Here is a 22124-nt window from a genome sequence, read left to right as displayed (position 1 = left end):
TAGCTGGTCATTTTTTTTATTCTACTTTTAAATGAATCACATCCATTGCATTGTAACCGTAACCTTTCGGATTCCACTTTGCATCCTTTGGCTGAACATGACCTTCAGAATCTGTGGCTTTCGATAAAATGGTGTATTCTCCTTTATTATTGGCATACCAATTATAGCCCCATTTTACCCAGGCATAATGGTCATGGGATGGATCTAGTTTTGCTAAAGCCCAAGTCACTCCCCCATCCAGACTCACCTCGACACTGGTGATTCTCCCTGTACCTGTCCAGGCAATACCTGTTAGCTGATGAAACCCTGTGTTTACAACCTGTCTGTCTACTGGATTTTGAATCGTAGAGTTCACGTGGATTGTTGTCACCGGGATTTTTTCATTATTTAGGTAGTAAACATAATCAATAGCTTGAAAGGGTCCCCTAAACTCATGATCAATCACCGTTATTTTTTTAAGCCATTTTACCGAAGCCATGGCATACCATTCCGGTACGATTAATCTAAGAGGATATCCATGCTTAAAAGAAATTGGTTGATGGTTATATTCGTAGGCAATGATGGTATCGGGATGGAGTGCTTTTTCCAATGGCAAACTCCTAGAAAAATAGTGGATTTGATTTGTATCCGGTCTTTCTCCAAAATCATAGCCTTCAAAGACAATTTCTTTTGCAGAATCAAGATACCCTGTTTGCTGAAGCAATGTCCCGAGCGATACTCCCTTCCAGATTCCTTGACTGATGGCACCCTTTCCCCATTGCTCACCAAATACTTTCGGTTCAAAATGCTCCCTTTTATTGCCGGCACATTCCAAAACAACTTTATTCGTTTTCGAAGGCAAAGCGAGAATCTCCTGCAAGGTAAACACTTTTGAAGAATGAACGCGGCCATCAATCGGAAGCAAATAAAACGATGACAGAAAACTTGGATATGGAAAGTGGTTCCTTCGGTAGAATAAGCTGTTATTGACAATATCACCTGTAATGAATTGGATGGGAGTTTCCTGATTTTCGGGGGTTAATGACTTGGTAATTAAGTATGGTTTATTCATGATGCTCCTTTCATGATAAAGACTTTCGCTATTAAATTCATATGAAGGGTTTTTGAAATCATTCATTAAGCCTGAAGTTATCCGATTGATAGATTTTTAGGGGTATGGTCTTCTACCTGTGTCCTATGCCATGTTTGTAAAAGCCACTCCCCCATGGATCCTTACATACCATAGTTTGTTTGGATTTTCACGCTGTGTCACTAGAAATAATTCTTACTAAGCCCACTGAATCAGATTGCTTCCTTTAGTTTATTTTTAGACCGAAACAATTCCCCAAATGCTGCACCTCCTAAGATCAACACTGCCCCAGCTATTTGCATAAGACTTAACTTTTCACCTAAAATGGCAGCTGAAAAAATTAATGCGGAGAAAGGATCTAAATATCCGAGAATCGATACTGTCTGAACGGGCAGACGACCAATGGAAGAAAAATAGAAATAGCAGCCGATTCCTGTATTTACAACGCCTAATATCAGTATAGGTATCAAATTTCCTGCCATAATATGAACCAAAAATCCTTGCTTCAAGCCCATAAGAACTGCAACCGTTATAAAGCTAATAACTAACTGGCATGTGGCATTTTCAAGTCCCGTTATGCTCACAGCCATTTTATTGAACACTACCATAATGGCATACATGATTGCCGATAATATTCCGAAAATCAACCCCAAGGAGATTCTTCCCTGTATAAAAGCTTCCCCGTTTACACAAAGCATTCCAATGATTACTGCAAGAAATCCAAGTAGTTTAGCGCTCGATATTTTTTCCTTAAATATAAGTGGTGAGAGGATCATGACAATTACGGGAGCGCAATAATAGCATAGCGTGGCAATACTGACACCGACTTGTTCATAAGCTTCAAATAAAAATATCCAGCTTGCACCCATCGCCACACCGGAAACCACTAAATACAGAAAGTGTAATTTATTTTTCCAAAACTGTACTTTCTGCTTAGACAGTACCAATACGAAAATTAGAAACAGGCTGCCAATCAAAGTCCGTAAATAAACAATTTCATTACTGCTCAATTTGATGTAACTTGCAACAATTCCGTTGGAACCAAATAAGAGCAATGCTACTACATATTTGAAATATGCATTTTTCATATATAATCACCATACTTCTAGTAAAATTTAATTTTGAAAAACTCATACCACAACATCGGGGAGACCTCAACCGAGCATTATTTTCGAGTCATGACAAATAAAAAGAAGTAGGGATTGACCCTACTAAGTGGACAAATAAACATCGTTTGAATCCATGAACATATAAACACATATTCCTATATATATAAGGTCTACTTTTAGTATTTATTAATCAAAAACGCGAAATCGAATCTAAATCTTTTATTAAACTTTCTTTTGATTTCTCGACCTTAACCATTTGTGCATATTCCAATGCGAGTTTGTATTGTTCCTGTGCTAACTCATTTCTTTGTAAAAGAGCATTAGCACGACACAAAGCTTCATAAGCATAACCAATATAAAATGGTTCAATTTCATTCTTCAAGCTGACTTCCAAACAGCGTTCACCAAAATATAATGCTCTCTCCCCCAGTTCGGCAACCGCATATACTCTAGATAATTGCCAATATCCAATTGATAAATTTTGCGGTGTGTGGTCGACAACCTGTGTCCAATGCCAAAAAGATGTATGCGCTAAGTGGATCATTTGCTCATTCTCATCCACTGTTCTTTCTTTTAAATCAAGCAAGTCCCAGACTGCATTAAAGCAATGAACAGCGAGTTTTTTGTGAGGTAGGGTTGCTTCTGTCATTATATTTCTCCCTTTCTTTTTTCAAAATGACTGATGAATAGACCAGGAATTACTTCCATTTCCTCGACTAGCTGATAGCCATTTTTCAAATATAAATTTTTAGCAGGAGTATTTTCCCTGCCTGTTGAAACTTTAAAACTAGGAATGGTTGGATGATTATTTTCTAAAAAAGCTAATAATTTGTTCGCAATCCCTTTCCGAAAAAAATGAGGATGGACCACCATTCTGCAAATGGTTAGCTGTTGATGAAAGATTTCATAGGAAAGAGCTCCAGCCAGTTCTTCCCCTTCAAAAAATCCGATAAACGTTTCTCCACTTCTTTCAAACTCCTCATAAGACTGCTTCAAAGGGGGGATATCATAAAAATGAATTAACTCCGCTTCGATGAGATAAGAGGCTTTTTGCAGCGCAAATAACCTTTTTACTATTTTCCTATCTTGAAAATCGAGATATTGAATCATGAACCATAAACCCCTTATTAATCTTAAAAATTAACCATTTATTATATTCTCCACCACTAGCAAAAAACCTTTTTTAAAGGGAATTCTCTGTATATTATGTGTTATTATTTATCTATAAAGTAAAATTAAGGAGGAGCCTTATGACAGGTCTGGTTACAGTCGTTATGATTTTCTCGATTCCGATTGTTGCAATCGTTACCTCGCATTTCCAGCAGCAAACCAAAATGAAACACAAAATGATTAAAGAAGAATTGGAGCTTGAAAGGCTTAAACACGAAAACTACTTGATTGAAACGGAAAAAATGAAGTTGGAACTCCAAAAGATGCAGCTTGAGGAACCAAAGGATAAAATCCATTTTTAATAGAAAAGGTGCTTGGGACCCTTTCCAAGCACAAAAAATGCCCGGAACCTAAATCCGGGCATTCATTCAACCTCATTTTGGATACAAAATTTCATCAATAATCCCATATTCCTTTGCTTCTTCCGCACTCATGAAATAATCGCGGTCAGTATCTTTTGCCACCTTTTCAATTGACTGACCGGTCCGTTCGGAAATAATTTGATTTATATGCTCCCTTAACTTTAAAATACGACGTGCTGAAATTTCGATTTCCGTTGCTTGGCCGCGGGCGCCGCCTAGCGGCTGGTGAATCATGATTTCACTATTCGGCAGTGCATACCGTTTCCCTTTCGTACCGGCAAGAAGCAGCATGGCGCCAAATGAGGCAGCCATCCCTGTGCAGATGGTCCTCACCTCCGGCTTAATGTATTGCATCGTATCAAAAATCGCAAATCCTGCTGAAGTGGAACCGCCCGGGCTGTTAATATAAAGAGAAATTTCCTTATCCGGAGCATCGGCGGCTAAAAATAATAATTGGGCGACAACACTGTTTGCGACATGGTCGTTAATTTCATCCCCAATGATGATAATTCGATCCTTTAATAAACGGGAATAAATATCATAGGACCGTTCTCCACGGTTGGAATGTTCAATTACATAAGGTATCGTACTCATTTGGAACTCCTCCTTGAAAGCGTTTTTTGGCTATGCAGCCATACAGAGAGTGCTTGAAGGAGAGTGAGTTTTCATCATAAGTTTTGGTGTTTCCGTTTTTCTTGAAGAAATGGTTTGAATCAGTATGGACGGATCCCCTGTCTTTAATGCCTCCGTAAAAAGATCCGCAAACTGCTCGCGCTCATTCTCATCCCAATAGGATTGTAAAGAAACGTCTTCGTTTGTCTTTTCCAAGCGTTGTTTCATTCGATGAAGATTCGATTTTACCGCGATTTCGGTTGTATCCATCATCTCGGCAATTTCCTTTAGCTGATATTGAAACCCTTCCTTAAGCAAAAAGATCACCGCTTGCTTTGGAGTGAATCGATTTATTAGAAGATCGACTGTTTCGATTACATCAGAATATGGTTGGTTTTTAACATGTATATCGGGATTTTCCTCAATCGTTTCATTTTTTCTTTTTCGAATAAGGTCGATCCAATGATTGTAGGCAATTTTATTTAATAAAGCGGTAGTTAACTTTTGCGGGTTAGAGGCATATTTTCGTGCTTTCAAATAGGCATCCTGTGCGATATCGTCCCCATCCCATTTGTTTTGGGCAAGAAAATGACAATAGCGCTGAAGCTTTGGATAATGTTCCTTCCAATAAGAACTCTCTCCCCCCTCTTCAAGCTGATTATAATCATTAATGTCCGATTTCTGTAGGTTTGACATTTGGTTCACTCCTTTAACACTCTCTACCCAATAAACGTTTTGAGAGGGGTAAAAAGATACGGGTGTAAAAAATTTTTATTAATCCTAGATTATTCAACGTTTTGGTGAGAGTGATGGACTACTGAAAGTAAATATGTCCTTCAAATTTATAAAAATATATGATAAAACCTCTATAGAGGAGTTGTTAACATGAAATTTATTATGAAGGTTTTCTCCATTGCAGGCATCGTTATTTTTACAATACTTATATTTGTATTGTTTAATCTGCTTCAAGCAGAACTTTTTGTACCGAGAAATTATTTGATGTGGATTTTTAAAGGGCCTGCCTCACATCTCATTATCCTTTATGAGATTTATGCGTTCATTGTCTTTTTTTATATCACCAGCCGGGGTATGAAGGAAATAATCTCGAGGATTTTTAAATGGAATAAACGATTCATGATTACAGTTTTTGTCATACTGAATATTGGATTATTTTACTACATATTAACAGCTGTTACTGTTATTACAAATAATAAGATTATTAACTATTCATTTACAGCACCATTGGGTAAAGAATTCAGTTATAGAGATATTGTTAATATCAACACTGGCGTTTATGGTACCGGGCGCTCTAAAGGGAATTTCTATTACATCATCGAATTAAAAGATGGATCCAAAATCGATATCACCCAATTAGGCGGCGCAAAAAATGATGAGGACGAACGGTTTATCATTGAAAAACTTGATAAGAATTGGGTAAACATGGGCATTCCTAAAACCGCGAGTATGGCTAATTTTAATTATGCGAAGAAAAACCTGGATAAAATCTATACTGATAAAATTCGAAATATCATCAAAAATACAAAGTAAATTTTATTACACAAAAAGAAAAACACCCATTTTTGAGTGCTAAACGTTTGAAGTTTTATTTTTTAAATTTGGTCCAATCATACATTTTTTCCTTTTGCTTTCTTAGCCGTTCTTGTTTTTTACTTTCCACCTGTTTCTCCTTATTAAAATTCATGATATAACCACAGTCTTCACATATATAGGAAAAGTGTTTTGATTGGACAGGAATTTTAGCTAATTCGTTTTGCTCTTCGGATTCCAATATGAATTTTATTTTTGCTTCTCGATCCTCATTCATGCGAACATATTCATCATATCTTTCATATTCAGCTTCATAATAACCTTTTCTAAAATTAACGCCATTACAAACAAGACATGCAAATTCACTTTGTTTCTTATCCAGTTTAAACACCTCCATTAAATTTTATGAAGGCATTTACCATTCAAAACCAAAAATATTTAATAAATTATTAATAGATTAAAAGTAAATAATTAAGAACCTCCCTATATAATTACTTTGGTTTTAAAGAAATATTGGAGGTATTTTTTTGATGAAAAATTCAGCTACAGCAGAAAATTTAAATATTGAAAAACCACTTGTCAGCCAGTTATTAAGTAAGGTGCCAGAGGTTACTATTTACTTCTGGATCATCAAAGTGTTATGCACAACGGTCGGTGAAACATTTGCTGATTTCATAAATTTCAACCTTGGAATTGGATTAACGAACACAACCATCATTATGGGAATTGCGTTTTTCATCGCATTGTTTCTTCAATTTAGAGCAACGAAATATGTTCCAGGTATTTATTGGGCAACAGTTGTTCTTATCAGCGTTTTTGGAACGTTGGTCACTGATAATTTGACAGACGGAATGGGTGTACCGCTTGAGCTTAGTACAGCTGTTTTCTCCGTTTTGCTAGGATTAACTTTTCTTTTTTGGTATCTCAGTGAAAAAACACTTTCGATCCACTCGATTTTTACAAGAAAAAGAGAAGTTTTCTATTGGTTGACCATTCTTTTCACTTTTGCCCTTGGAACAGCAGTCGGCGATTTATATTCCGAACAACTCGGGTTTGGTTATCTAAACACAGGAGTAGCTGTTATTGTCATCATCGCATGTATATATTTGGCACATAAATTTTTGAATCTTGATGCGGTTTTAGCGTTTTGGGTTGCGTATATTCTGACTCGCCCGCTTGGAGCATCGTTGGGAGATTACCTATCTCAGCCAAAAGTGAATGGCGGGTTAGGCTTAGGGACAACCATTACTAGTGTCATTTTTCTTATAGCCATTTTAGCGATTATTGTTTTTCTAGCTGTTTCAAAAATTGATATCAATGCAAAAAGTGAAAATGCAGAAACAAACGGTAACAAGAGATATGTATTGACACAAACGATTGCAGTACTATGTATTTTCTTAGTTGTCGGAATTGGCGGTTATATTTGGCGCAGTAATGCTCTAGCAGCGCAAAATTCTTCACAAGCAACCTTAGGTGGACAATTAACACCTTTTATTAAAATTGAAAATAATATGCTAAAAGATGTAGACTCAAATAACTTTGCTTCAGCAAAAAAAGGTGCTGATGATTTAGAACATCAATGGGACACATCGGAAGCGAAGCTTAGAAAAATAGACGGCACCACATGGACTAAAATTGATGGAACGATTGACGTTGTCTTAGCATCTGCCCGTTCATCAAACCCTGATGCCAGCAAGAGCAAAACTGCACTTAATGCTTCACTTAGTGTCTTAAACAGTGCAAATAATAAAACCGCTTCATCACAAACATCATTAAAAGGGCAATTAACAGGTTTTGCCAAAGTCGAAAGTGATATGTTAAACCAAGTAAACTCAAATAACTTTACATCTGCGAAAAAAGGTGCTGACGATTTGGAACATCAATGGGACACATCAGAAGCGAAGCTTAGAAAAATAGATGGCACCACTTGGACTAAAATTGATGGAACAATTGATGTTGTATTAGCAGCAGTTCGTTCTGGAAACCCTGATGCGAGCAAATGCAAAAATGCCCTTAATAGTTCGCTAAGTGTCATAAACACAGCAAATAAATAAAAATCTAAGGAATCGCAATCGCGATTCCTTTTTTTATTGGAGATAAGGAAATGCCCGAACAAATTATCTAAAACTAGCATTTAATATTATATCTTTTAAAGAAAGGAGCTTTTTATGGATAATTTAAGAATATTTAATCTAGATGAAATGAATGAAACCCTTACTAAAAATACTAGAATGCAAATTAGCAATAACCAAGTGTTCACTTTTGTATGCGGAGCATTTGCGTTTTTTACTTTTCCTATTATTTTGCAAAGGGGCCAATTTGTAGATATCACTTGTGAATCAGGCCCCATTACCATCAGAATCGGATGCGGAAATCAGTTCAACGTCCGCATTGCAACGTTTAACTTAAGAGCCGGACAAGCCGTTCAAGTAACGTGTATCGGTTAACCATTCTTTCCCACGACCTTTATATTGCTTCAAACAGTACCCTTATGGATACTGTTTTTTTACGAATACCCCTACCAATAAAAGATTAATAGGTTATTACATAACCAAACAAGTAAATTTTTTCTATTTTTATTTTACAGTTATCAAGTTGCTGGTACCATTTCCAAGAACAGTTGTTGGATTCACACCGTTCCATTTCAGTACTTTATTGTATTCCACCAGTTCAGGTGTTAGAGATTTTGATAATGCTTTATTGGCTGCTGATTCACCATCGGCTTTGATTTTTGCCGCTTGTGCATCTGCTTGTGCGTTTAGGATTTTAGTCTGATTCTCAATCTTCGCTTTTGCCTGTTCGGCTTGTGCTTTTTTAACATTTAGCTCCGCAGTAGCAAGGGCCTGCTGAGATTGCTCCATTCCTTGTGGTGAACCTACATGAGTAAATCCGAATGTTCCGATGGAAATGCCCATTTTCTCAAGTTCAATCCCTAGCTCTTCATTGATTTTTGCTGTAACCTCCGCTTGCCCTGCACCTTTTATGTCATTCCACGTGTACATATGGGTGATTTTATTGACCACATTTTTCATCGTCGGTTTCACAATGGAATCGGAGATATATTGAATGTCCTTCCCCCCGACTGTTTGATACAATGCGGTGGCATTTTTGATATTGATCTTCCATGTTAAAGACGTATTGACTGGAAGTTCTTGTTGATCACTGGTTCCCACCGACCATTGTTGATTATCTGCCCCACCTTCCTTTGGGTTATTGGAAAGCACCATCGACTGCATATAAGTAGGATATTCTTGAACCGCAACTCCCCAGCCAACCCAATGAATCCCTTGGTTAAGTTCTGTGACTTCACCGTCTATATGTTTGACAATACCTACGTTTCCAACACTAATCCATGAAATCCCTGTAAAACCTGCAACTAATACCAATACAAGCACCAACGCAAAGATCAATGCTCCAAGTTTAAATTTTGTTATTTTCATCTTCCTCGTTCCCCCTGTTAATTTCTTCTTTGATTTTTTCTTTCGTTTGCTTTACTTTGTTTCCAATTCTAAAAAACAGTTTCCATGATAAACAAAACACGATCACTGCCAGGATTACCGCAATCACCACAAGCTGTAAAACGATTTCAACCAATTTCATCCCCCCCTTTTTTTCTTGAAATTGGCATAATAAAAAGACCTGCAATTTTCACAGGCTGCTAATTTGTTGAAAAACAAAAAAGCCCCCTGTATAAGGCGGTCTTAGACCTCCCTCGCTTTAGCCGACGAAGTTAGCTGACGGGTAGGATGGCGAAAGAGCAGTTCTCATCCCTTCTGATTCCAGAATTAACCCCAAAAGATTGGTTCCTCCGCTCCTGAATTGCTTCAGGATTAAGCCGATCAATGAAATTGCTAATTTATGAAATAATTGTAATCTTGAGTAACGAACATGTAAAAGTCCGTTTTGGGTTAAAACTGCTCTTAAACTAGGATTTTTTCAAATAAACCCAAGATTTCATCTTATTTTCTAATCCACACTCGTTTTTTTATCATACTTTGAAAAGTACTCTAATTTTCCGAATAAATATGCCATAAAAAATATCCCAACTGGTTACACTATCTAAGTATAGAAGATCGGGGACTAGGAGATTACATATGAATAAACAAACCATCAGCTTGCTTCAAATGTCTTCTATTCTAATAACTAGCACCGGCATTATTAACCATGTGCTTATTATCCCCTTGATACTGGACGTTTCTGGCCGTGATTCCTGGATTGCTATTTTGTTTTCAGGCGCTGCTTATCTATTCTTGATTCCTATTCTCTATTTTATCCATACAAGAATGAATGGAGAACAATTGTTTCTTTGGTTAAGGCAGCACTTCGGACCATTTGTTGCTTATCCTTTAATAACTATTATCCTCCTATACCTATTTTCCTTGAGTGTAGTAACTTTAAAAGAAACATTAACTTTTTTATCGTTTTATCTTCCGATGACACCTAAACTTGTTCTAGGTGCCTTATTTTCTCTTATTTGTTTTTATAATGCAAAACATGGATTACAATCTATTGCGTTAACAACAGGTATCCTTTTGCCCATCGTTATTGTTTTAGGGTTCTTTGTCATGACAGCAAATTTTCCAAATAAGGACTTCGCACTTTTAAAACCTTATTTGGAACATGGCCCTTCGCCAATCATAAAAGGCATGATATATCCTGTATCAGCATATATCGAATTAGCATTTATTCTATATTTGCATCAACATGTAAAATCGAAAATAAAGTTCATTACTTTGATTTGGATTGGGATTGTTTTTTTACTGCTTACTCTCGGACCTACAATCGGGGCGATTACGGAGTTTGGGCCTTTCGTTGCAGCTAAACAACGATATCCTGCCTTTGAGGAGTGGCGGCTTGTTTCAATTGGACGTTATATTGAACATCTCGACTTTTTATCCGTTTATCAGTGGTTTGTCGGGGCTTTCATTCGATTGTCACTACTTTCCTTTTTAATCCCTGATCTACTTCAAATTACAAATAAGAAAGTAAAATATGGTTTACAGCTCTTTTTATTCGCATTGGTCACTTTTCTATCAACTTGGTCTATTAACGATTCCACTTACTATTGGTTTTTATCCCACCTATTTATGCCCTACTCTTTTGTCTTAATTCTCTTTCTCACTCTATTCTTAGCCTTGCTCTCCATGTTTGTGAATAAGAAGAAGGGAGTAAAAACGAATGAAGCGCATTAAACAGACTGCACAAGACACGATCAATTTCATGTGGGATGAGCCCTTATTAAAAGGATGGTTTGAAGGATGTAAGGACGTTTTCATTGAAAAACAGCAAATTGCACATGGATCCCATTCTTTCTCATTTTTGTCATTGTATTGTCAGAGTCTCATTGATATAAAAGAATTGCGAAGAACGATCTTGCCTCATCTTCATGAGGTAGTTGAAAATGGAATTTCCGGTGATGCAACGGAATTGGAGGCAAAAGTTGTTTTCCCAATTAATCCCATACAGTCAGATTTATTACAGGAGGACATCGCCCAAAAGGTCTTTGAAGGAGAATTTCTCTTTTTTCTCCCTGAATTTAAATTGGCTTATTCCATAAAAATCGCACATTTTCCTGCAAGATCAGTAGAAGAACCTAGTACTGAGGTTACTTTGAAAGGAGGAAGGGATGGTTTTGTTGAAGAGCTAAGAACAAATATCGGATTGATCCGGAAACGATTAAAAACTAGTACCTTGACATATGATGAATTTGTTATCGGAACCAGGAGTAAAACGAGGGTAGCTGTCCTATATTTGAACGATGTGATTTCGGAGGATTTATTAGAACAAGTTCACTCTCAATTAAATAAAATTACTATTGATGCAGTCGTTTCTGCTACGCAAATTGAAGAACTTATTACCAATCGAACTTACAGTATTTTTCCATTATTAGAATATACCGGACGGCCAGATTACGCTGTAAATTGCTTGCTTATGGGCCGCTTCATTATTCTAGTAGAAGGCTCTCCAACTGCGTCAATCGGGCCTGTCACCCTCCCATTCTTTGTGAATAATGCAGAGGATCAACATTCTATGTCTCCTTTCGCAAGCTTTGCGAGAATTCTTAGAATTTTCAGTTTACTTGTAGCGGTCTTTCTTCCGGGGTTTTGGATTTCCTTAGCGGCCTTTCATCCTGATCAAATACCCTACACATTGTTGGCAACACTGACATTATCAAGAGAAGGTGTTCCATTGCCTGCGGCTTTAGAAGGGTTTATCATGCTTTTTTTATTTGAGTTACTGAGAGAGGCTGGACTTCGGATCCCTTCTACAGTTGGTCAAACGCTATCCGTGGTGGGTGGTTTAATCATTGGGCAAGCTGCCATCAGTGCAGGGTTCGCCTCCCCGGGGATCGTTGTCATGATGGCTATTTCTGTCGTTTCAACCTTTACCTTAATCAATCAATCACTTACTGGAACATTAAGTATCCTACGATATATTGTCTATATTTTCTCATCCCTTCTCGGAGTAGTAGGACTGATATTTTCAGTCTTTATTATTTTTATTCATATCGTGAACCTAAGGTCTTTTGGTGTTCCGTTTATGGCACCCTACTCTCCCTTGGTACCACAAAGTGTTATACCTGCCACATTCCGAGTTCGTTTTAAAAACATGCTAAAAAGGCCGAAAGAGCTTCATACAAACGATAGCACGAAAAAAAGGATGAATAAGAAGGATGATAAAAATTCGATTTAAGAAAAGGCTTCTTATTGTATTTGCAATCGTTTTTCTGTTAAGCGGGTGTTGGGATACAAGAGAGGTAGAGCATGTATGGTACATTAATGCATTAGGAATTGACTTTCAAGACAATCGTTACGTGATCTACCCACAGATCATCAATTTTTCGACTTTCGCTAAACAAGAAGGTTCGGCAAATCGTACTCCACAACCCATTTTTATCGGAAAAGGAACCGGGGAGATTTTAGATCAAACAGCCTTCGATTTTTATAAAACGGTACAACAACAGGTATCTTGGGAGCATATTAAAACTGTTGTACTCTCTGAAAATGTCTTAAAAAAAGGCGATATACAACAAATAGATGAATTTTTTGCCCGATTCTTTCAATTTAGAAATAGGATGTGGGTGTTTGGAACAAGGGATCCGATACATGATGTGCTCGCAACCGGGACTATCCTGAATATCTCCCCCCTTTATACAGTAATGGATATACCAAATGAAATGACAAAAAATTATGCCATTTTTAGTCCGTTGAGTTTTTTTAAATTTCGAGCGAATTTATATGAGCCTGGAATGACAACACAAATCCCTTTTTTAACAATTGCCAAAAAAAAATGGAAAGCAGACAAGAAGGATTTCCCTTTACTAAAGTATAGCGGTTCTGCTTTCGTGGCATCAAAGCAATACAAAGGATACTTTTCTGAAGGAGATCTATCCGGCCTAAAATGGATTGATAAAAAAATGAGACGAGCCCCCGTTCAATTACTAATCGATAGTAAGCCTGTTGCGGAAATTGTATTGAAAAAACCGAAAGTCAAAATACAATCTTACATAAAGAATCGTGAACCACATTTTCGAATGAAAATCAGCCTAGAAGGAGATATTTTCCAGTTGGTTAAATATTTGCCAGTGAAAAAATTAGAAACATTAGCTGATGAGAATATAAAAAAAGAAATTGAAAAAACCTATGAAAATGGATTAAAAAAAAGAATTGATGTGTATCAATTCTCCCAATTTTTGTATCGAAATCATGTAGATGTCTGGAAAAAGTATGAGAAAGATGGACTTATCCCACTAACGCCGTCATCCTTATCCGTGGATGTTAATGTAAAGATTTTAACCAGCGGCCAATGGAAGTCAACTAACTTGCAAGCGCCATTTACTAGTGAAAAATGAGCTAGATTTGGATTTAGAAAAATGTCTGTTTGAATTCCAAAAAGGAACTGAAAAATATTTTTCAGTTCCTTTTTTATCTAGAATCAATAAATTATTTAATTGGAATCCAAATTTCTGAATAGGAATCTTGATTGTATGGATTTTCCTCCGGATAAACTTCTAATTCCGGTGTACCGGCATGCTCATAACCACTAGACGGAAACCATTCAGTAAAAATCTGTTTCCACGCATTTTGCATAGCATCCGGCATCGGTCCATGAACCTCGAAAACGGCCCATTTAGATGCAGGGATATCTAGGTAATTTAATCCATCCGGTACTTCACCATGGTATTCAGTTGCAACCCAATAATCCATGCTCTGGCTTCCGCATATAACAGAACATATACCTAAAATGCCTTTCATGTTACCACCATTTAATTTAAATAATAAATCACTGGTTCCATTCGCATTTACTTCATCCCAGAACTTTGGAATCCCAACAAGGTTTTCTCCATTTTCAAATGAAAATTCTCTTTTAATCCCGACAACTTGGAAGGGCCCTTTTTCCATTATCGTATATTGCATCAATTCTACCCCTTTTTTTACTTTTTTTGAAAATTTTAAAAACTATCTGATATATTCTATATATAGGGATGTATCATCACCTAGTCAAGTTTATACATGTAACACCTACATAAATCAACGATATTTCAAGCCCGGAGGAAAAAATGATGGATTATGATGTAATCGTAGTGGGGGCAGGCCTCGCAGGCCTTGTGGCAACTGCAGAGCTGGCAGATGCTAGGAAAAAGGTGCTGTTAGTAGATCAAGAACCTGAAGCATCACTTGGCGGTCAGGAATGGTGGTCATTTGGCGGGTTATTTCTTGTCGATTCACCCGAACAGCGCAGAATGGGAATAAAAGATTCCCGTGAGCTTGCCTGGCAGGATTGGTTAGGTGCAGCGGGCTTTGACCGGGAAGATGATGAAGATTATTGGGGCAAAAGATGGGCAGAGGCTTATGTAGACTTTGCCGCCGGCGAAAAACGGGAATGGTTATATGGTATGGGTGTTCGCTTTTTTCCGGTTGTCGGCTGGGCTGAACGAGGTGGTTACCTTGCAGAAGGTCATGGCAACTCGGTCCCCCGATTTCATGTGGTTTGGGGAACAGGACCAGGTCTCGTAAAACCTTTTGAAGAGCAGGTACGGAAAGCGATGGCGAATGGGATTGTCGACTATCGGCCACGGCACCGAGTCAATGAGTTAATCACGGAAAATGGAGCCGTAACCGGAGTGCGGGGCGATTGTCTCGTGCCAAGCAATGCTGCCCGCGGCGAAGCCAGCTCCCGAGAAGTGATGGGTAGCTTTGAATTCCGTTCACAAGCTGTCCTGGTAACAAGCGGCGGGATTGGCGGGAATCATGAACTGATTCGGAATAATTGGCCAGCCCGTCTTGGTGATGCACCCAAACGGATGATTTCCGGTGTCCCCGAACATGTTGATGGCCGAATGCTTGCCATTACGGAAAAAGCAGGCGGTCGAATCGTGAATCGAGACCGGATGTGGCATTATACAGAAGGCATCAAAAACTGGGATCCCGTTTGGCCCATGCATGGGATTCGAATCCTGCCCGGCCCTTCCTCCATCTGGCTGGACGCCACCGGCAAACGTTTTCCGGCCCCTAATTTCCCAGGATTTGATACGTTAGGAACACTTGAAGCAATCATGAAAACTGGTTACGATTATTCCTGGTTCATTTTAACTCAAAAAATAATTGAAAAAGAGTTTGCCTTATCAGGGTCTGAGCAAAATCCTGATTTAACGGAGAAGAGTATTAAAAAAGTGTTGTCCCGTGTTCTCCCCGGGGCTACCCCGCCTGTTAAAGCCTTTATGGACAAAGGAGAGGATTTTGTGGTCGCAGAAACTTTGAGCGAACTCGTTTCCGGCATGAATAAGCTGACTGGTGACAACCTGCTCCAATTTGAAGAAATCGAGCGGCAAATTCTTGCACGGGACCGTGAAATGGATAACAAATTTACAAAGGATTTGCAGATTACGGCATTGCGTGGTGCGCGAAATTACCTCGGTGACAAATTAATCAGAGTAGCTTCTCCCCACAAAATTCTTGACCCGAAGATGGGGCCGTTGATTGCGGTTAGGTTAAATATCTTAAGTAGAAAAACACTTGGCGGTTTGCAGACAGATTTATCCGGTCGTGTCCTCGGTTCAAACGGACAGCCTGTCCCTGGTCTCTATGCGGCTGGAGAGGTTTCCGGTTTTGGCGGCGGCGGCGTTCATGGTTACCGCTCACTTGAGGGTACGTTTGTCGGAGGCTGCCTGTTTACCGGCAGGCAAGCTGGCCGTGCTCTTGCAAAAGAACTGAAGTAGTTGAAAAAATCAGTGGAAATCCATAATGGGTTCCGTTTCCTGTCACAAAACACAAAAATGCAATTGAAAATGTAGCCCAATTTGTACTGCCTTTTGTATCTGTTTTTGTAATAAAAAATTATATGGCTCACTACTGAGCCATTTTTAATATCTATTTTTGGTAAAAGAACGGACCCAGTTAAGGGAATTAGCATGGTTTGATACATAAGCGGTGAAAATTCTCTTAATTTGGAAATAGCACTGAAAATAGCTAAAATAGACGGAGAGATTCCGCCTATTGACTCGAAAAACATGAAAATGGGGGATTTTTCTTTGCATAACCGGAAATCCTCCCGTTATTTACCCCGAAACGAACTGCATTTTACAAATAACCGAAAAAACTCCGCTTATTTTAAATAGCACTGGTTACTCAATTATGGATAAGCTTTTCTTAAACTCCTCAGATTCGTTCATGTAAATCTACCAAACCACTCATTCAGTTCTATTTCCACTAAAATTTAACATAGATATAATCAATACTATTTAAACAGAAGGTGGATTTGTTGAATTACATAAAAAAGGCATCGCTTTTTGCATTTCTATATTCAGTAATAGGAACTTTGTGTGGGACTGTCTTATTTTTTGGGGGTCCTAAATTTTTTAAAATCATCGACTTGATTCTCTTTTGTTTCCTTACCGCTCTATATGTATGGCTGACGACAAAGTACTTGAAAAAATGGCGATATATCGTCGTCATCCCATGTTTTTATATTATTTATTTCCTTTTGTTTCTGATGATCATAAATACTATAGTTCATCGTGAATGGATAATGGAATTTTACACTATTATCTTTTTGGTGTATAACCTATTTAATTTCTACTGCGTATTAATTGGGTCATTTATCGGGTTTATACTCTCTCATTTAATGATATGGAGGATTAAAAAGTAAAGTGAAGGTTATAGAGAAAACTTTGCGAGCTGCTCTCCCCAAGAGGCTATTTCAGTTTCCATAAAACCCGCTTTTTTATAAACAAATTTTGCCGGATTTTCAGGATGATAACCTATCATAATCAATGGAATATTTGTATGATTCATTTTCTTTATAGCTTCAATTATTAATTTAATAGCCTGCATTCCAAGACCGTTACCTTGAAATTCTTTATCGATCATTAGCCTATAAATCCAATAATTATGATCTTCAGAGTCGATTCCAAACATAGTAAATTCTATCATTTTTTCATCAAGATAGATTCCTTTTGCAAAGAAGTTTTCAAGAAACTGAACCCCTGCAATCGAATAAAGGTTTGAAGCAATAAATGGCTTTTGTTCCTCAGTTACGGATAAACAAATCGCGTCTTCCCAATTATTTTTATTAATCGTTTTTAACGATACATTATGCAAGCCCAAGCTCCTCTCCTATGAAAAAAAACGGCACCAAGATGCCGTTTTTCTATTCTTTCATCATTCTATTAAACATATAAGAAGTTAGGACCATTGCCGCCCCAAATAATCCAAGTATAATAATTATTCCGATATCCATTTTTTTCACCTCTTCTTACACTTTTTATTGCTTAAATCACATTTTTGAACCCTACTAAAACAACCCTTATTATACCATCCTATCAAAATAAAGACTATGCATTTTATCACATTGATAACTTTATAATAATATTTTCAAAAAGTGGATTCTCCCATAGAAAATCCACTCCATCACAAAATTAATTCGAAAACACAAACTCCGTCCGACTTCCAGTTTGTGCTGCGGATACTTCCAGCCTTACGTCAATCCGTTCTTTAAGTTCTGGTACATGAGAGATGATTCCTACTAATCGTCCGCTGTTTTGGATGTCAATCAACGCTTCAATAGCCTGATCGAGTGATTCTGGGTCGAGGGTTCCAAAGCCTTCGTCTATGAACATCGTTTCCAATGAAACGCCGCCCGCATAGTTTTGAACGACATCGGCAAGGCCTAAGGCCAATGACAAGGCTGCCTTAAAGCTTTCACCACCCGATAAGGTTTTCACATGCCTCTCCTGACCCGTGTATTGATCAAACACTAGCAGCTCCAAGCCGCTTTGAGCATTTCCTTTGGATCGGTCTGTTTTTCGACTTAAATGGAAACGACCGGACGTCATCCGACGCAAACGAATATTGGCCTCTCTTAAAATATCATCTAAAAAGGCAGCCAGCACGAAACGCTCAAAGGTAACGCGATACGTATTTTGACCCTTGGCAATTTCGTAGAGATGGCCAATTAGCTTGTACCTTTCCTCTAACAATTTCATTTGTTCATTTAAATGATTCACCCGGTTATGGATTTCCTCATTATCCCGCTTCTTCACGAAAAGATCGGTGCGCTGATTCGTTAAGGATTCAATTTCCTGAACAAGGTTCCCCAACAACTCTTTTATGCCTTCCACATCCGGTACTTTCACATCTTTTAAAAGCTCTGTGAGTTCAGTCAAACGGTCCGTAACCGATCTTAATTCCTCGCGATATTCGCGAATTGCTTGATCCAGTCCTTGGATTTCATTTTCCGATCGTTTGGAGGAAGCATAATCCCCATAATTTTCAAATCCATGATCAGAAAGCTGTTGCTTAAATACTTCACGCTCGATATCCAATTCTTTCCCTTTATCCGCAAAGCGCTTTTCGGCATCTTGCAATCTTGCGGTTTCAGCAGCATGCTTTTCCTTAACCGCTTGGAATCGCTGCTTTGCATCCTCTAGCCTTTTTAATAATCCTTCATAAAGACTTTTGGCAGAAGCAAGGGCCCGTTCATATTCCGGTGCTGAACGAAGATTCTCCGGGATCAGATTCATCATTCTCGTTAGGTTCGTGTTCTTTTCGGTAAATTTGACTGTTAAACTGCTCACCTCACCGGTCAAGTCCTGAATGGCATTTTGTAGTAAAAGTTTATCGGCTTCTCGTTTTTCTATTTTCATTTTGATGCTGTCGAGCTGCTGAATCTGCTCGTCCAGTTGTCTTTGCTGATTGACAAGTTGATTTTTGGCAGAAACAATTCCCAATTTTACATCCCGCACATTATTTTCGGTTAAATCGACGCGCTGTGCACGCATTTCTGCAAAAATCCCCTCTACTGTTTCCCTCTGACTTTTTTCGGCTGATAAATGTTCAAAATAATTTAACTCTGCCTTGGACTTTTCTTGTTCCAACAATGCGACCTGTTCCTTTGCCGCCTTTAAGTCCTTTTCATTAGGGATTTCTTCTTCCGAAAAAAGAGCTGGTGCCGGATGATGCTCCGAACCGCAAACCGGACAGGCTTCACCTGAATGCAGCTTTGCTGCAAGCAATGCGGCTTGACCATGACGCCATTTATTCTCCAACTCTTCCACAAGTTCTCTCGCATCCGAATACCTTGAAACAATGTTATCATATTGTCCCTTTACGGCCGTCAGGTTCTGACGTGCTTTTTGCCATTGTTGATTGGTCTTTTCATATTTATCGAAACGATCGAGCTCTAACTCCAGCATGCTAAGCTTCTGCTTATTTTCCAAGAAAATAAGCTGGCCCCTTTCAATTTCTGCCTTTTTCTCAAGGAGAACCTTCATTTGTTCTTCCAAGGATTGCAGATTTTTTTCGGCAGTATGATGGTTGTCATTCGCTTGCTTTAGATTACTCTCAAGCTCCGCGGCCTCCTTCGCCAATAAAGCAAACGCATAAACATCCTCTTTTATAGAAGATAATCGATTTGCTGCCTCCAGAGCAGCCTGGCGTTCGCCTTCACTATCAAGCTCTTTCTTCAGCTGTTGTTCACAAAGTGCCGATTGCTGTCCCAAGCTCTCTAGTTCGGCTGTTATCGTATTAACTGCTGCTTGAACCTGATCCAAATCACGTTTCAAACGGTGGCAGAGGTCCTCTTGGTGGGCAAGATTCACCGCTTTTAATGCTTTTTGAACCTGTATTTCTTTTTCAGAAAATACAGCTGCTTGTTCATCAAGACGTGTTTTCTGCAGCTTTAATTGCTCTTTTGTCTGTAGCTGTTTAAGGATCGCTTCCGCTTCAAAGACTTGAGCTTTAAGCTTATCCTGCTCGAGAATTTTTTCTTTTAAGGTTCGATCCAGCTCCGCAAGTCTTTCTGCCATGCCAGTAATTTCCTCCACTAGCAATGGCATCATGATCGTGTCATTCACACTGTCAGCATCAAGGAAACTGTGCAGCTCCTCATTCAAAACCGCATGAATCCGGCGAAGCGCCTCACTCCTTGCTTGAACTTGGTCTTCTACAGATTTCTTCAGCTCTGAGGCTTCTACCTTTAGCCTTTCTTCCACCAGTTTGTAAATCTGTGTATGGAATAGCCGCTGTAAAATGACTTCTTTGTCCTTGCTGTCCGACGTCAACAGCTTTCGAAATTCTCCCTGCGGAATCATTAAGATTTGCCGAAATTGGTTGCTGTCAATGAGCATAATTTCTTTAATTTTTTCATCCACATCACTGACTTTTGAAGCAATCAGCTTTTTCTCGCCAGTGTCATCAATTAAATATAGTTCCCCTTTTGCACCAATTTGCGTAAACCCATCGCCTTTTTCCTTCTTTTTCTGCTGCTGCGGTGAACGGGTGATAGAATACATTTTGTTTCGAAGGGAGAAGTCGAGTGAAACCTCGGTTAATAGCTCATCCTTGGCAAACTGACTGCGAAGCTCCGGCCCATTTCGGTCCTCACCGCTCGCTTTTCCATAAATCGCATAGCTGATGGCATCGAAAATCGTCGTTTTGCCTGCGCCTGTTTTTCCAGAAATGACAAACATGGTGCGGTTGCCAAGCTTCGCAAAATCAATCGTTTCGACCCCTGCATATGGACCAAACGCTTGCATCGTTAGTTTTATCGGCTTCATTTTACTCCCTCCTCCTTCAGCACCTTATCGATTACATCTGTCATTACGTTTTTTTTGTCATTCGTAAATTCAGCAGAAGTCATTTCATTATAAAATTGTTCGAATAACTCCAATTCGGATTTCTTATCGCTCCTAGCGGCATCGAAGGATTGTTTTTTCTTCAAGTCGATTAAATCCATTTTCCGCTCGAGGTGAAGGACATTGGGATAAACTTGGCGGAGCTTGTTGATCGGGTCCAATAAGGCTCCTTCATCTAACAAGGTGATTTTTAAATAATCGTGGAGCCGTTCTTTTTCATAAAAGCGGGGGTCCAGCAGCTCATCCAAATAGCCTTCAATCTCCCGCATATCATATGTCGGTGTAAGCGACCGATAGCGATGGGTAAATCCGCCTTTCTCATCCATTTCAATGATGGAGATTGACTTATTTTGCTTAGCTTCAGAAAAAGAATATTTTAATAATGAACCGGAATATTTTACTTTAGGATGATTAATGGCATCCGGACTATGCAGATGGCCCAGTGCGGTATAGGAAAATGGTTCAAACAGCTCCGCTCCGACACATCCGGAACCACCGACAGATAAAACTCGTTCAGAATCGGAGGTCTGACCGCCAAGTACAAAAGCATGTCCTACTAAAACGTTAGGCTCATTCGGATTTAATGTTTCTTCCATTCTGCCGATTAGTGCTTTCATTGCATCCTGATGGGAATGGATCGTGTCATCTTCTAAAAGCTGGCGGACCACACCAGGCTCCGCATATGGAACTAGATAGAAATTGACGCCGTTTATTTGAACAGGTTGAAATTGATTTGATAGTTTACCAGTTAAATAGAATTGGCTGTGCTTATACCAGGAGCTGCCAAACGAAAGCCGCTCGGCACTATCATGGTTTCCCGCAATCGCCACGATAGGAGTTTTAAGCTCAACGTTGATTTTAAATAGTATTTCATCCAGCAATTCCACCGCATCGGTTGGCGGTACGGAGCGATCATACAAATCGCCGGCAATCACAACTGCATCCGGCTGTTCTTCTGCGACAACTGCCGTAAATTGCTCAAGTACTTCCCGCTGGTTTTCTGTCATATAGATTCCATGTACCAATTTCCCTAAATGCCAATCGGCCGTATGAATAAATTTCATCCGCTTCACCCCATTATCAAAATTCCAATACTACTATTATAGCAAAATAAAATCCTT

The 22124-nt window shown here is 38.8% G+C and carries 20 protein-coding genes, 1 pseudogene and 1 riboswitch; of the genes and pseudogenes, 8 read left to right on the top strand and 13 right to left on the bottom strand.

The features are described from left to right. Nucleotides 1-16: 16 nt before the first annotated feature. From ACZ5XR_RS09480 to ACZ5XR_RS09465, 4 genes are all read right to left on the bottom strand, one after another. Nucleotides 17-1051 carry a sulfite oxidase gene (locus tag ACZ5XR_RS09480; protein ID WP_464501405.1) on the bottom strand — a complete coding sequence of 345 codons (1035 nt, stop codon included), beginning with the start codon at nucleotides 1049-1051 and terminating at the stop codon, nucleotides 17-19. Between the two features lie 230 nt (nucleotides 1052-1281). Next, the gene (locus ACZ5XR_RS09475) at nucleotides 1282-2157 is read right to left on the bottom strand and encodes a DMT family transporter (RefSeq protein WP_464501404.1); all 876 of its coding nucleotides are present in this window, start codon (nucleotides 2155-2157) and stop codon (nucleotides 1282-1284) included. Between the two features lie 211 nt (nucleotides 2158-2368). Further along, a complete protein-coding gene (locus ACZ5XR_RS09470) occupies nucleotides 2369-2827 on the bottom strand; it encodes a hypothetical protein (RefSeq protein ID WP_464501403.1) in 459 nt (152 codons plus the stop codon). Next, nucleotides 2827-3288, bottom strand: a complete 462-nt coding sequence (locus ACZ5XR_RS09465; protein WP_464501402.1) for a GNAT family N-acetyltransferase — start codon at nucleotides 3286-3288, stop codon at nucleotides 2827-2829. The genes ACZ5XR_RS09470 and ACZ5XR_RS09465 overlap by 1 nt, the downstream gene beginning before the upstream one ends. 140 nt (nucleotides 3289-3428) lie before the next feature. Here ACZ5XR_RS09465 and ACZ5XR_RS09460 point away from each other — a divergent pair, with 140 nt between their 5' ends. Continuing rightward, a complete protein-coding gene (locus tag ACZ5XR_RS09460) occupies nucleotides 3429-3650 on the top strand; it encodes a hypothetical protein (RefSeq protein WP_464501401.1) in 222 nt (73 codons plus the stop codon). 72 nt (nucleotides 3651-3722) lie between these two features. Here the strand turns inward: ACZ5XR_RS09460 and clpP are convergent. Then, nucleotides 3723-4307, bottom strand: a pseudogene (clpP, locus tag ACZ5XR_RS09455) (ATP-dependent Clp endopeptidase proteolytic subunit ClpP); the annotation flags it as partial. Between the two features lie 27 nt (nucleotides 4308-4334). Beyond that, nucleotides 4335-5018, bottom strand: a complete 684-nt coding sequence (locus ACZ5XR_RS09450; protein WP_464501400.1) for a sigma-70 family RNA polymerase sigma factor — start codon at nucleotides 5016-5018, stop codon at nucleotides 4335-4337. Between the two features lie 189 nt (nucleotides 5019-5207). Here ACZ5XR_RS09450 and ACZ5XR_RS09445 point away from each other — a divergent pair, with 189 nt between their 5' ends. Continuing rightward, entirely contained in the window at nucleotides 5208-5870 is a 663-nt protein-coding gene (locus tag ACZ5XR_RS09445) for a hypothetical protein (protein WP_464501399.1), read from the top strand. A 55-nt stretch (nucleotides 5871-5925) separates the two neighbouring features. Here the strand turns inward: ACZ5XR_RS09445 and ACZ5XR_RS09440 are convergent, their stop codons facing one another. Next, on the bottom strand, nucleotides 5926-6261 hold the full coding sequence (locus ACZ5XR_RS09440; protein WP_464501398.1) for a hypothetical protein: 336 nt from the start codon (nucleotides 6259-6261) through the stop codon (nucleotides 5926-5928). A 139-nt stretch (nucleotides 6262-6400) separates the two neighbouring features. Here ACZ5XR_RS09440 and ACZ5XR_RS09435 point away from each other — a divergent pair, with 139 nt between their 5' ends. Both ACZ5XR_RS09435 and ACZ5XR_RS09430 read left to right on the top strand, forming a co-directional pair. Further along, the gene (locus tag ACZ5XR_RS09435) at nucleotides 6401-7924 is read left to right on the top strand and encodes a COG4705 family protein (RefSeq protein ID WP_464502278.1); all 1524 of its coding nucleotides are present in this window, start codon (nucleotides 6401-6403) and stop codon (nucleotides 7922-7924) included. 114 nt (nucleotides 7925-8038) lie between these two features. Continuing rightward, nucleotides 8039-8317, top strand: a complete 279-nt coding sequence (locus tag ACZ5XR_RS09430) for a hypothetical protein (RefSeq protein WP_464501397.1) — start codon at nucleotides 8039-8041, stop codon at nucleotides 8315-8317. 129 nt (nucleotides 8318-8446) lie between these two features. On the opposite strand, the gene ACZ5XR_RS09425 is transcribed toward ACZ5XR_RS09430, so the two are convergent. Both ACZ5XR_RS09425 and ACZ5XR_RS09420 read right to left on the bottom strand, forming a co-directional pair. Next, complete coding sequence (locus tag ACZ5XR_RS09425) at nucleotides 8447-9310, bottom strand: SPFH domain-containing protein (RefSeq protein ID WP_464501396.1); 864 nt, start codon at nucleotides 9308-9310, stop codon at nucleotides 8447-8449. Next, the gene (locus tag ACZ5XR_RS09420) at nucleotides 9291-9464 is read right to left on the bottom strand and encodes a hypothetical protein (protein WP_464501395.1); all 174 of its coding nucleotides are present in this window, start codon (nucleotides 9462-9464) and stop codon (nucleotides 9291-9293) included. The genes ACZ5XR_RS09425 and ACZ5XR_RS09420 overlap by 20 nt, the downstream gene beginning before the upstream one ends. Nucleotides 9465-9574: 110 nt before the next feature. Further along, nucleotides 9575-9717: riboswitch (cyclic di-AMP (ydaO/yuaA leader) on the bottom strand. A gap of 247 nt (nucleotides 9718-9964) precedes the next feature. Here ACZ5XR_RS09420 and gerXB point away from each other — a divergent pair. The 3 genes from gerXB to gerXC are packed head-to-tail and all read left to right on the top strand — an operon-like array spanning nucleotide 9965 to nucleotide 13722. Beyond that, entirely contained in the window at nucleotides 9965-11062 is a 1098-nt protein-coding gene (gene gerXB / locus ACZ5XR_RS09415) for a spore germination protein GerXB (protein ID WP_464501394.1), read from the top strand. After that, nucleotides 11049-12563 carry a spore germination protein GerXA gene (gene gerXA / locus ACZ5XR_RS09410; protein WP_464501393.1) on the top strand — a complete coding sequence of 505 codons (1515 nt, stop codon included), beginning with the start codon at nucleotides 11049-11051 and terminating at the stop codon, nucleotides 12561-12563. The genes gerXB and gerXA overlap by 14 nt, the downstream gene beginning before the upstream one ends. Beyond that, nucleotides 12544-13722: a spore germination protein GerXC gene (gene gerXC, locus ACZ5XR_RS09405; RefSeq protein ID WP_464501392.1), complete on the top strand. Its 1179-nt coding sequence runs from the start codon at nucleotides 12544-12546 to the stop codon at nucleotides 13720-13722. Before gerXA ends, gerXC begins: the two co-directional genes overlap by 20 nt. A 91-nt stretch (nucleotides 13723-13813) precedes the next feature. Here the strand turns inward: gerXC and ACZ5XR_RS09400 are convergent, their stop codons facing one another. Next, nucleotides 13814-14287, bottom strand: coding sequence for a GyrI-like domain-containing protein (locus ACZ5XR_RS09400; protein ID WP_464501391.1), 474 nt, complete (start codon nucleotides 14285-14287; stop codon nucleotides 13814-13816). 146 nt (nucleotides 14288-14433) lie between these two features. Between ACZ5XR_RS09400 and ACZ5XR_RS09395 the strand changes: the two genes are divergently transcribed. Beyond that, nucleotides 14434-16089 (top strand): FAD-binding dehydrogenase, encoded by a 1656-nt coding sequence (locus ACZ5XR_RS09395; protein ID WP_464502277.1) that lies wholly within the window; start codon nucleotides 14434-14436, stop codon nucleotides 16087-16089. A 937-nt stretch (nucleotides 16090-17026) separates the two neighbouring features. Here the strand turns inward: ACZ5XR_RS09395 and ACZ5XR_RS09390 are convergent. The 3 genes from ACZ5XR_RS09390 to ACZ5XR_RS09380 form a co-directional block, all read right to left on the bottom strand. Then, the gene (locus tag ACZ5XR_RS09390) at nucleotides 17027-17470 is read right to left on the bottom strand and encodes a GNAT family N-acetyltransferase (protein ID WP_464502276.1); all 444 of its coding nucleotides are present in this window, start codon (nucleotides 17468-17470) and stop codon (nucleotides 17027-17029) included. 317 nt (nucleotides 17471-17787) lie between these two features. Further along, a complete protein-coding gene (locus ACZ5XR_RS09385; protein ID WP_464501390.1) occupies nucleotides 17788-20925 on the bottom strand; it encodes an SbcC/MukB-like Walker B domain-containing protein in 3138 nt (1045 codons plus the stop codon). Continuing rightward, nucleotides 20922-22067, bottom strand: coding sequence for an exonuclease SbcCD subunit D (locus ACZ5XR_RS09380; protein ID WP_464501389.1), 1146 nt, complete (start codon nucleotides 22065-22067; stop codon nucleotides 20922-20924). The genes ACZ5XR_RS09385 and ACZ5XR_RS09380 overlap by 4 nt, the downstream gene beginning before the upstream one ends. Between the last annotated feature and the right edge of the window lie 57 nt (nucleotides 22068-22124).

This window comes from Neobacillus sp. Fa239, assembly GCF_055395235.1.
The sequence above is the reverse complement of the archived record's forward strand: the minus strand, read 5'-3'. Positions and strand labels throughout refer to the sequence as shown.

Coding starts and splice junctions, on each gene's coding strand:
- ACZ5XR_RS09480 (WP_464501405.1), bottom strand. CDS start 1,051: ATGAATAAACCATACTTAATTACCAAGTCATTAACCCCCGAAAATCAG.
- ACZ5XR_RS09475 (WP_464501404.1), bottom strand. CDS start 2,157: ATGAAAAATGCATATTTCAAATATGTAGTAGCATTGCTCTTATTTGGT.
- ACZ5XR_RS09470 (WP_464501403.1), bottom strand. CDS start 2,827: ATGACAGAAGCAACCCTACCTCACAAAAAACTCGCTGTTCATTGCTTT.
- ACZ5XR_RS09465 (WP_464501402.1), bottom strand. CDS start 3,288: ATGATTCAATATCTCGATTTTCAAGATAGGAAAATAGTAAAAAGGTTA.
- ACZ5XR_RS09460 (WP_464501401.1), top strand. CDS start 3,429: ATGACAGGTCTGGTTACAGTCGTTATGATTTTCTCGATTCCGATTGTT.
- ACZ5XR_RS09450 (WP_464501400.1), bottom strand. CDS start 5,018: ATGTCAAACCTACAGAAATCGGACATTAATGATTATAATCAGCTTGAA.
- ACZ5XR_RS09445 (WP_464501399.1), top strand. CDS start 5,208: ATGAAATTTATTATGAAGGTTTTCTCCATTGCAGGCATCGTTATTTTT.
- ACZ5XR_RS09435 (WP_464502278.1), top strand. CDS start 6,401: ATGAAAAATTCAGCTACAGCAGAAAATTTAAATATTGAAAAACCACTT.
- ACZ5XR_RS09430 (WP_464501397.1), top strand. CDS start 8,039: ATGGATAATTTAAGAATATTTAATCTAGATGAAATGAATGAAACCCTT.
- ACZ5XR_RS09425 (WP_464501396.1), bottom strand. CDS start 9,310: ATGAAAATAACAAAATTTAAACTTGGAGCATTGATCTTTGCGTTGGTG.
- gerXB (WP_464501394.1), top strand. CDS start 9,965: ATGAATAAACAAACCATCAGCTTGCTTCAAATGTCTTCTATTCTAATA.
- gerXA (WP_464501393.1), top strand. CDS start 11,049: ATGAAGCGCATTAAACAGACTGCACAAGACACGATCAATTTCATGTGG.
- gerXC (WP_464501392.1), top strand. CDS start 12,544: ATGATAAAAATTCGATTTAAGAAAAGGCTTCTTATTGTATTTGCAATC.
- ACZ5XR_RS09400 (WP_464501391.1), bottom strand. CDS start 14,287: ATGCAATATACGATAATGGAAAAAGGGCCCTTCCAAGTTGTCGGGATT.
- ACZ5XR_RS09395 (WP_464502277.1), top strand. CDS start 14,434: ATGGATTATGATGTAATCGTAGTGGGGGCAGGCCTCGCAGGCCTTGTG.
- ACZ5XR_RS09385 (WP_464501390.1), bottom strand. CDS start 20,925: ATGAAGCCGATAAAACTAACGATGCAAGCGTTTGGTCCATATGCAGGG.
- ACZ5XR_RS09380 (WP_464501389.1), bottom strand. CDS start 22,067: ATGAAATTTATTCATACGGCCGATTGGCATTTAGGGAAATTGGTACAT.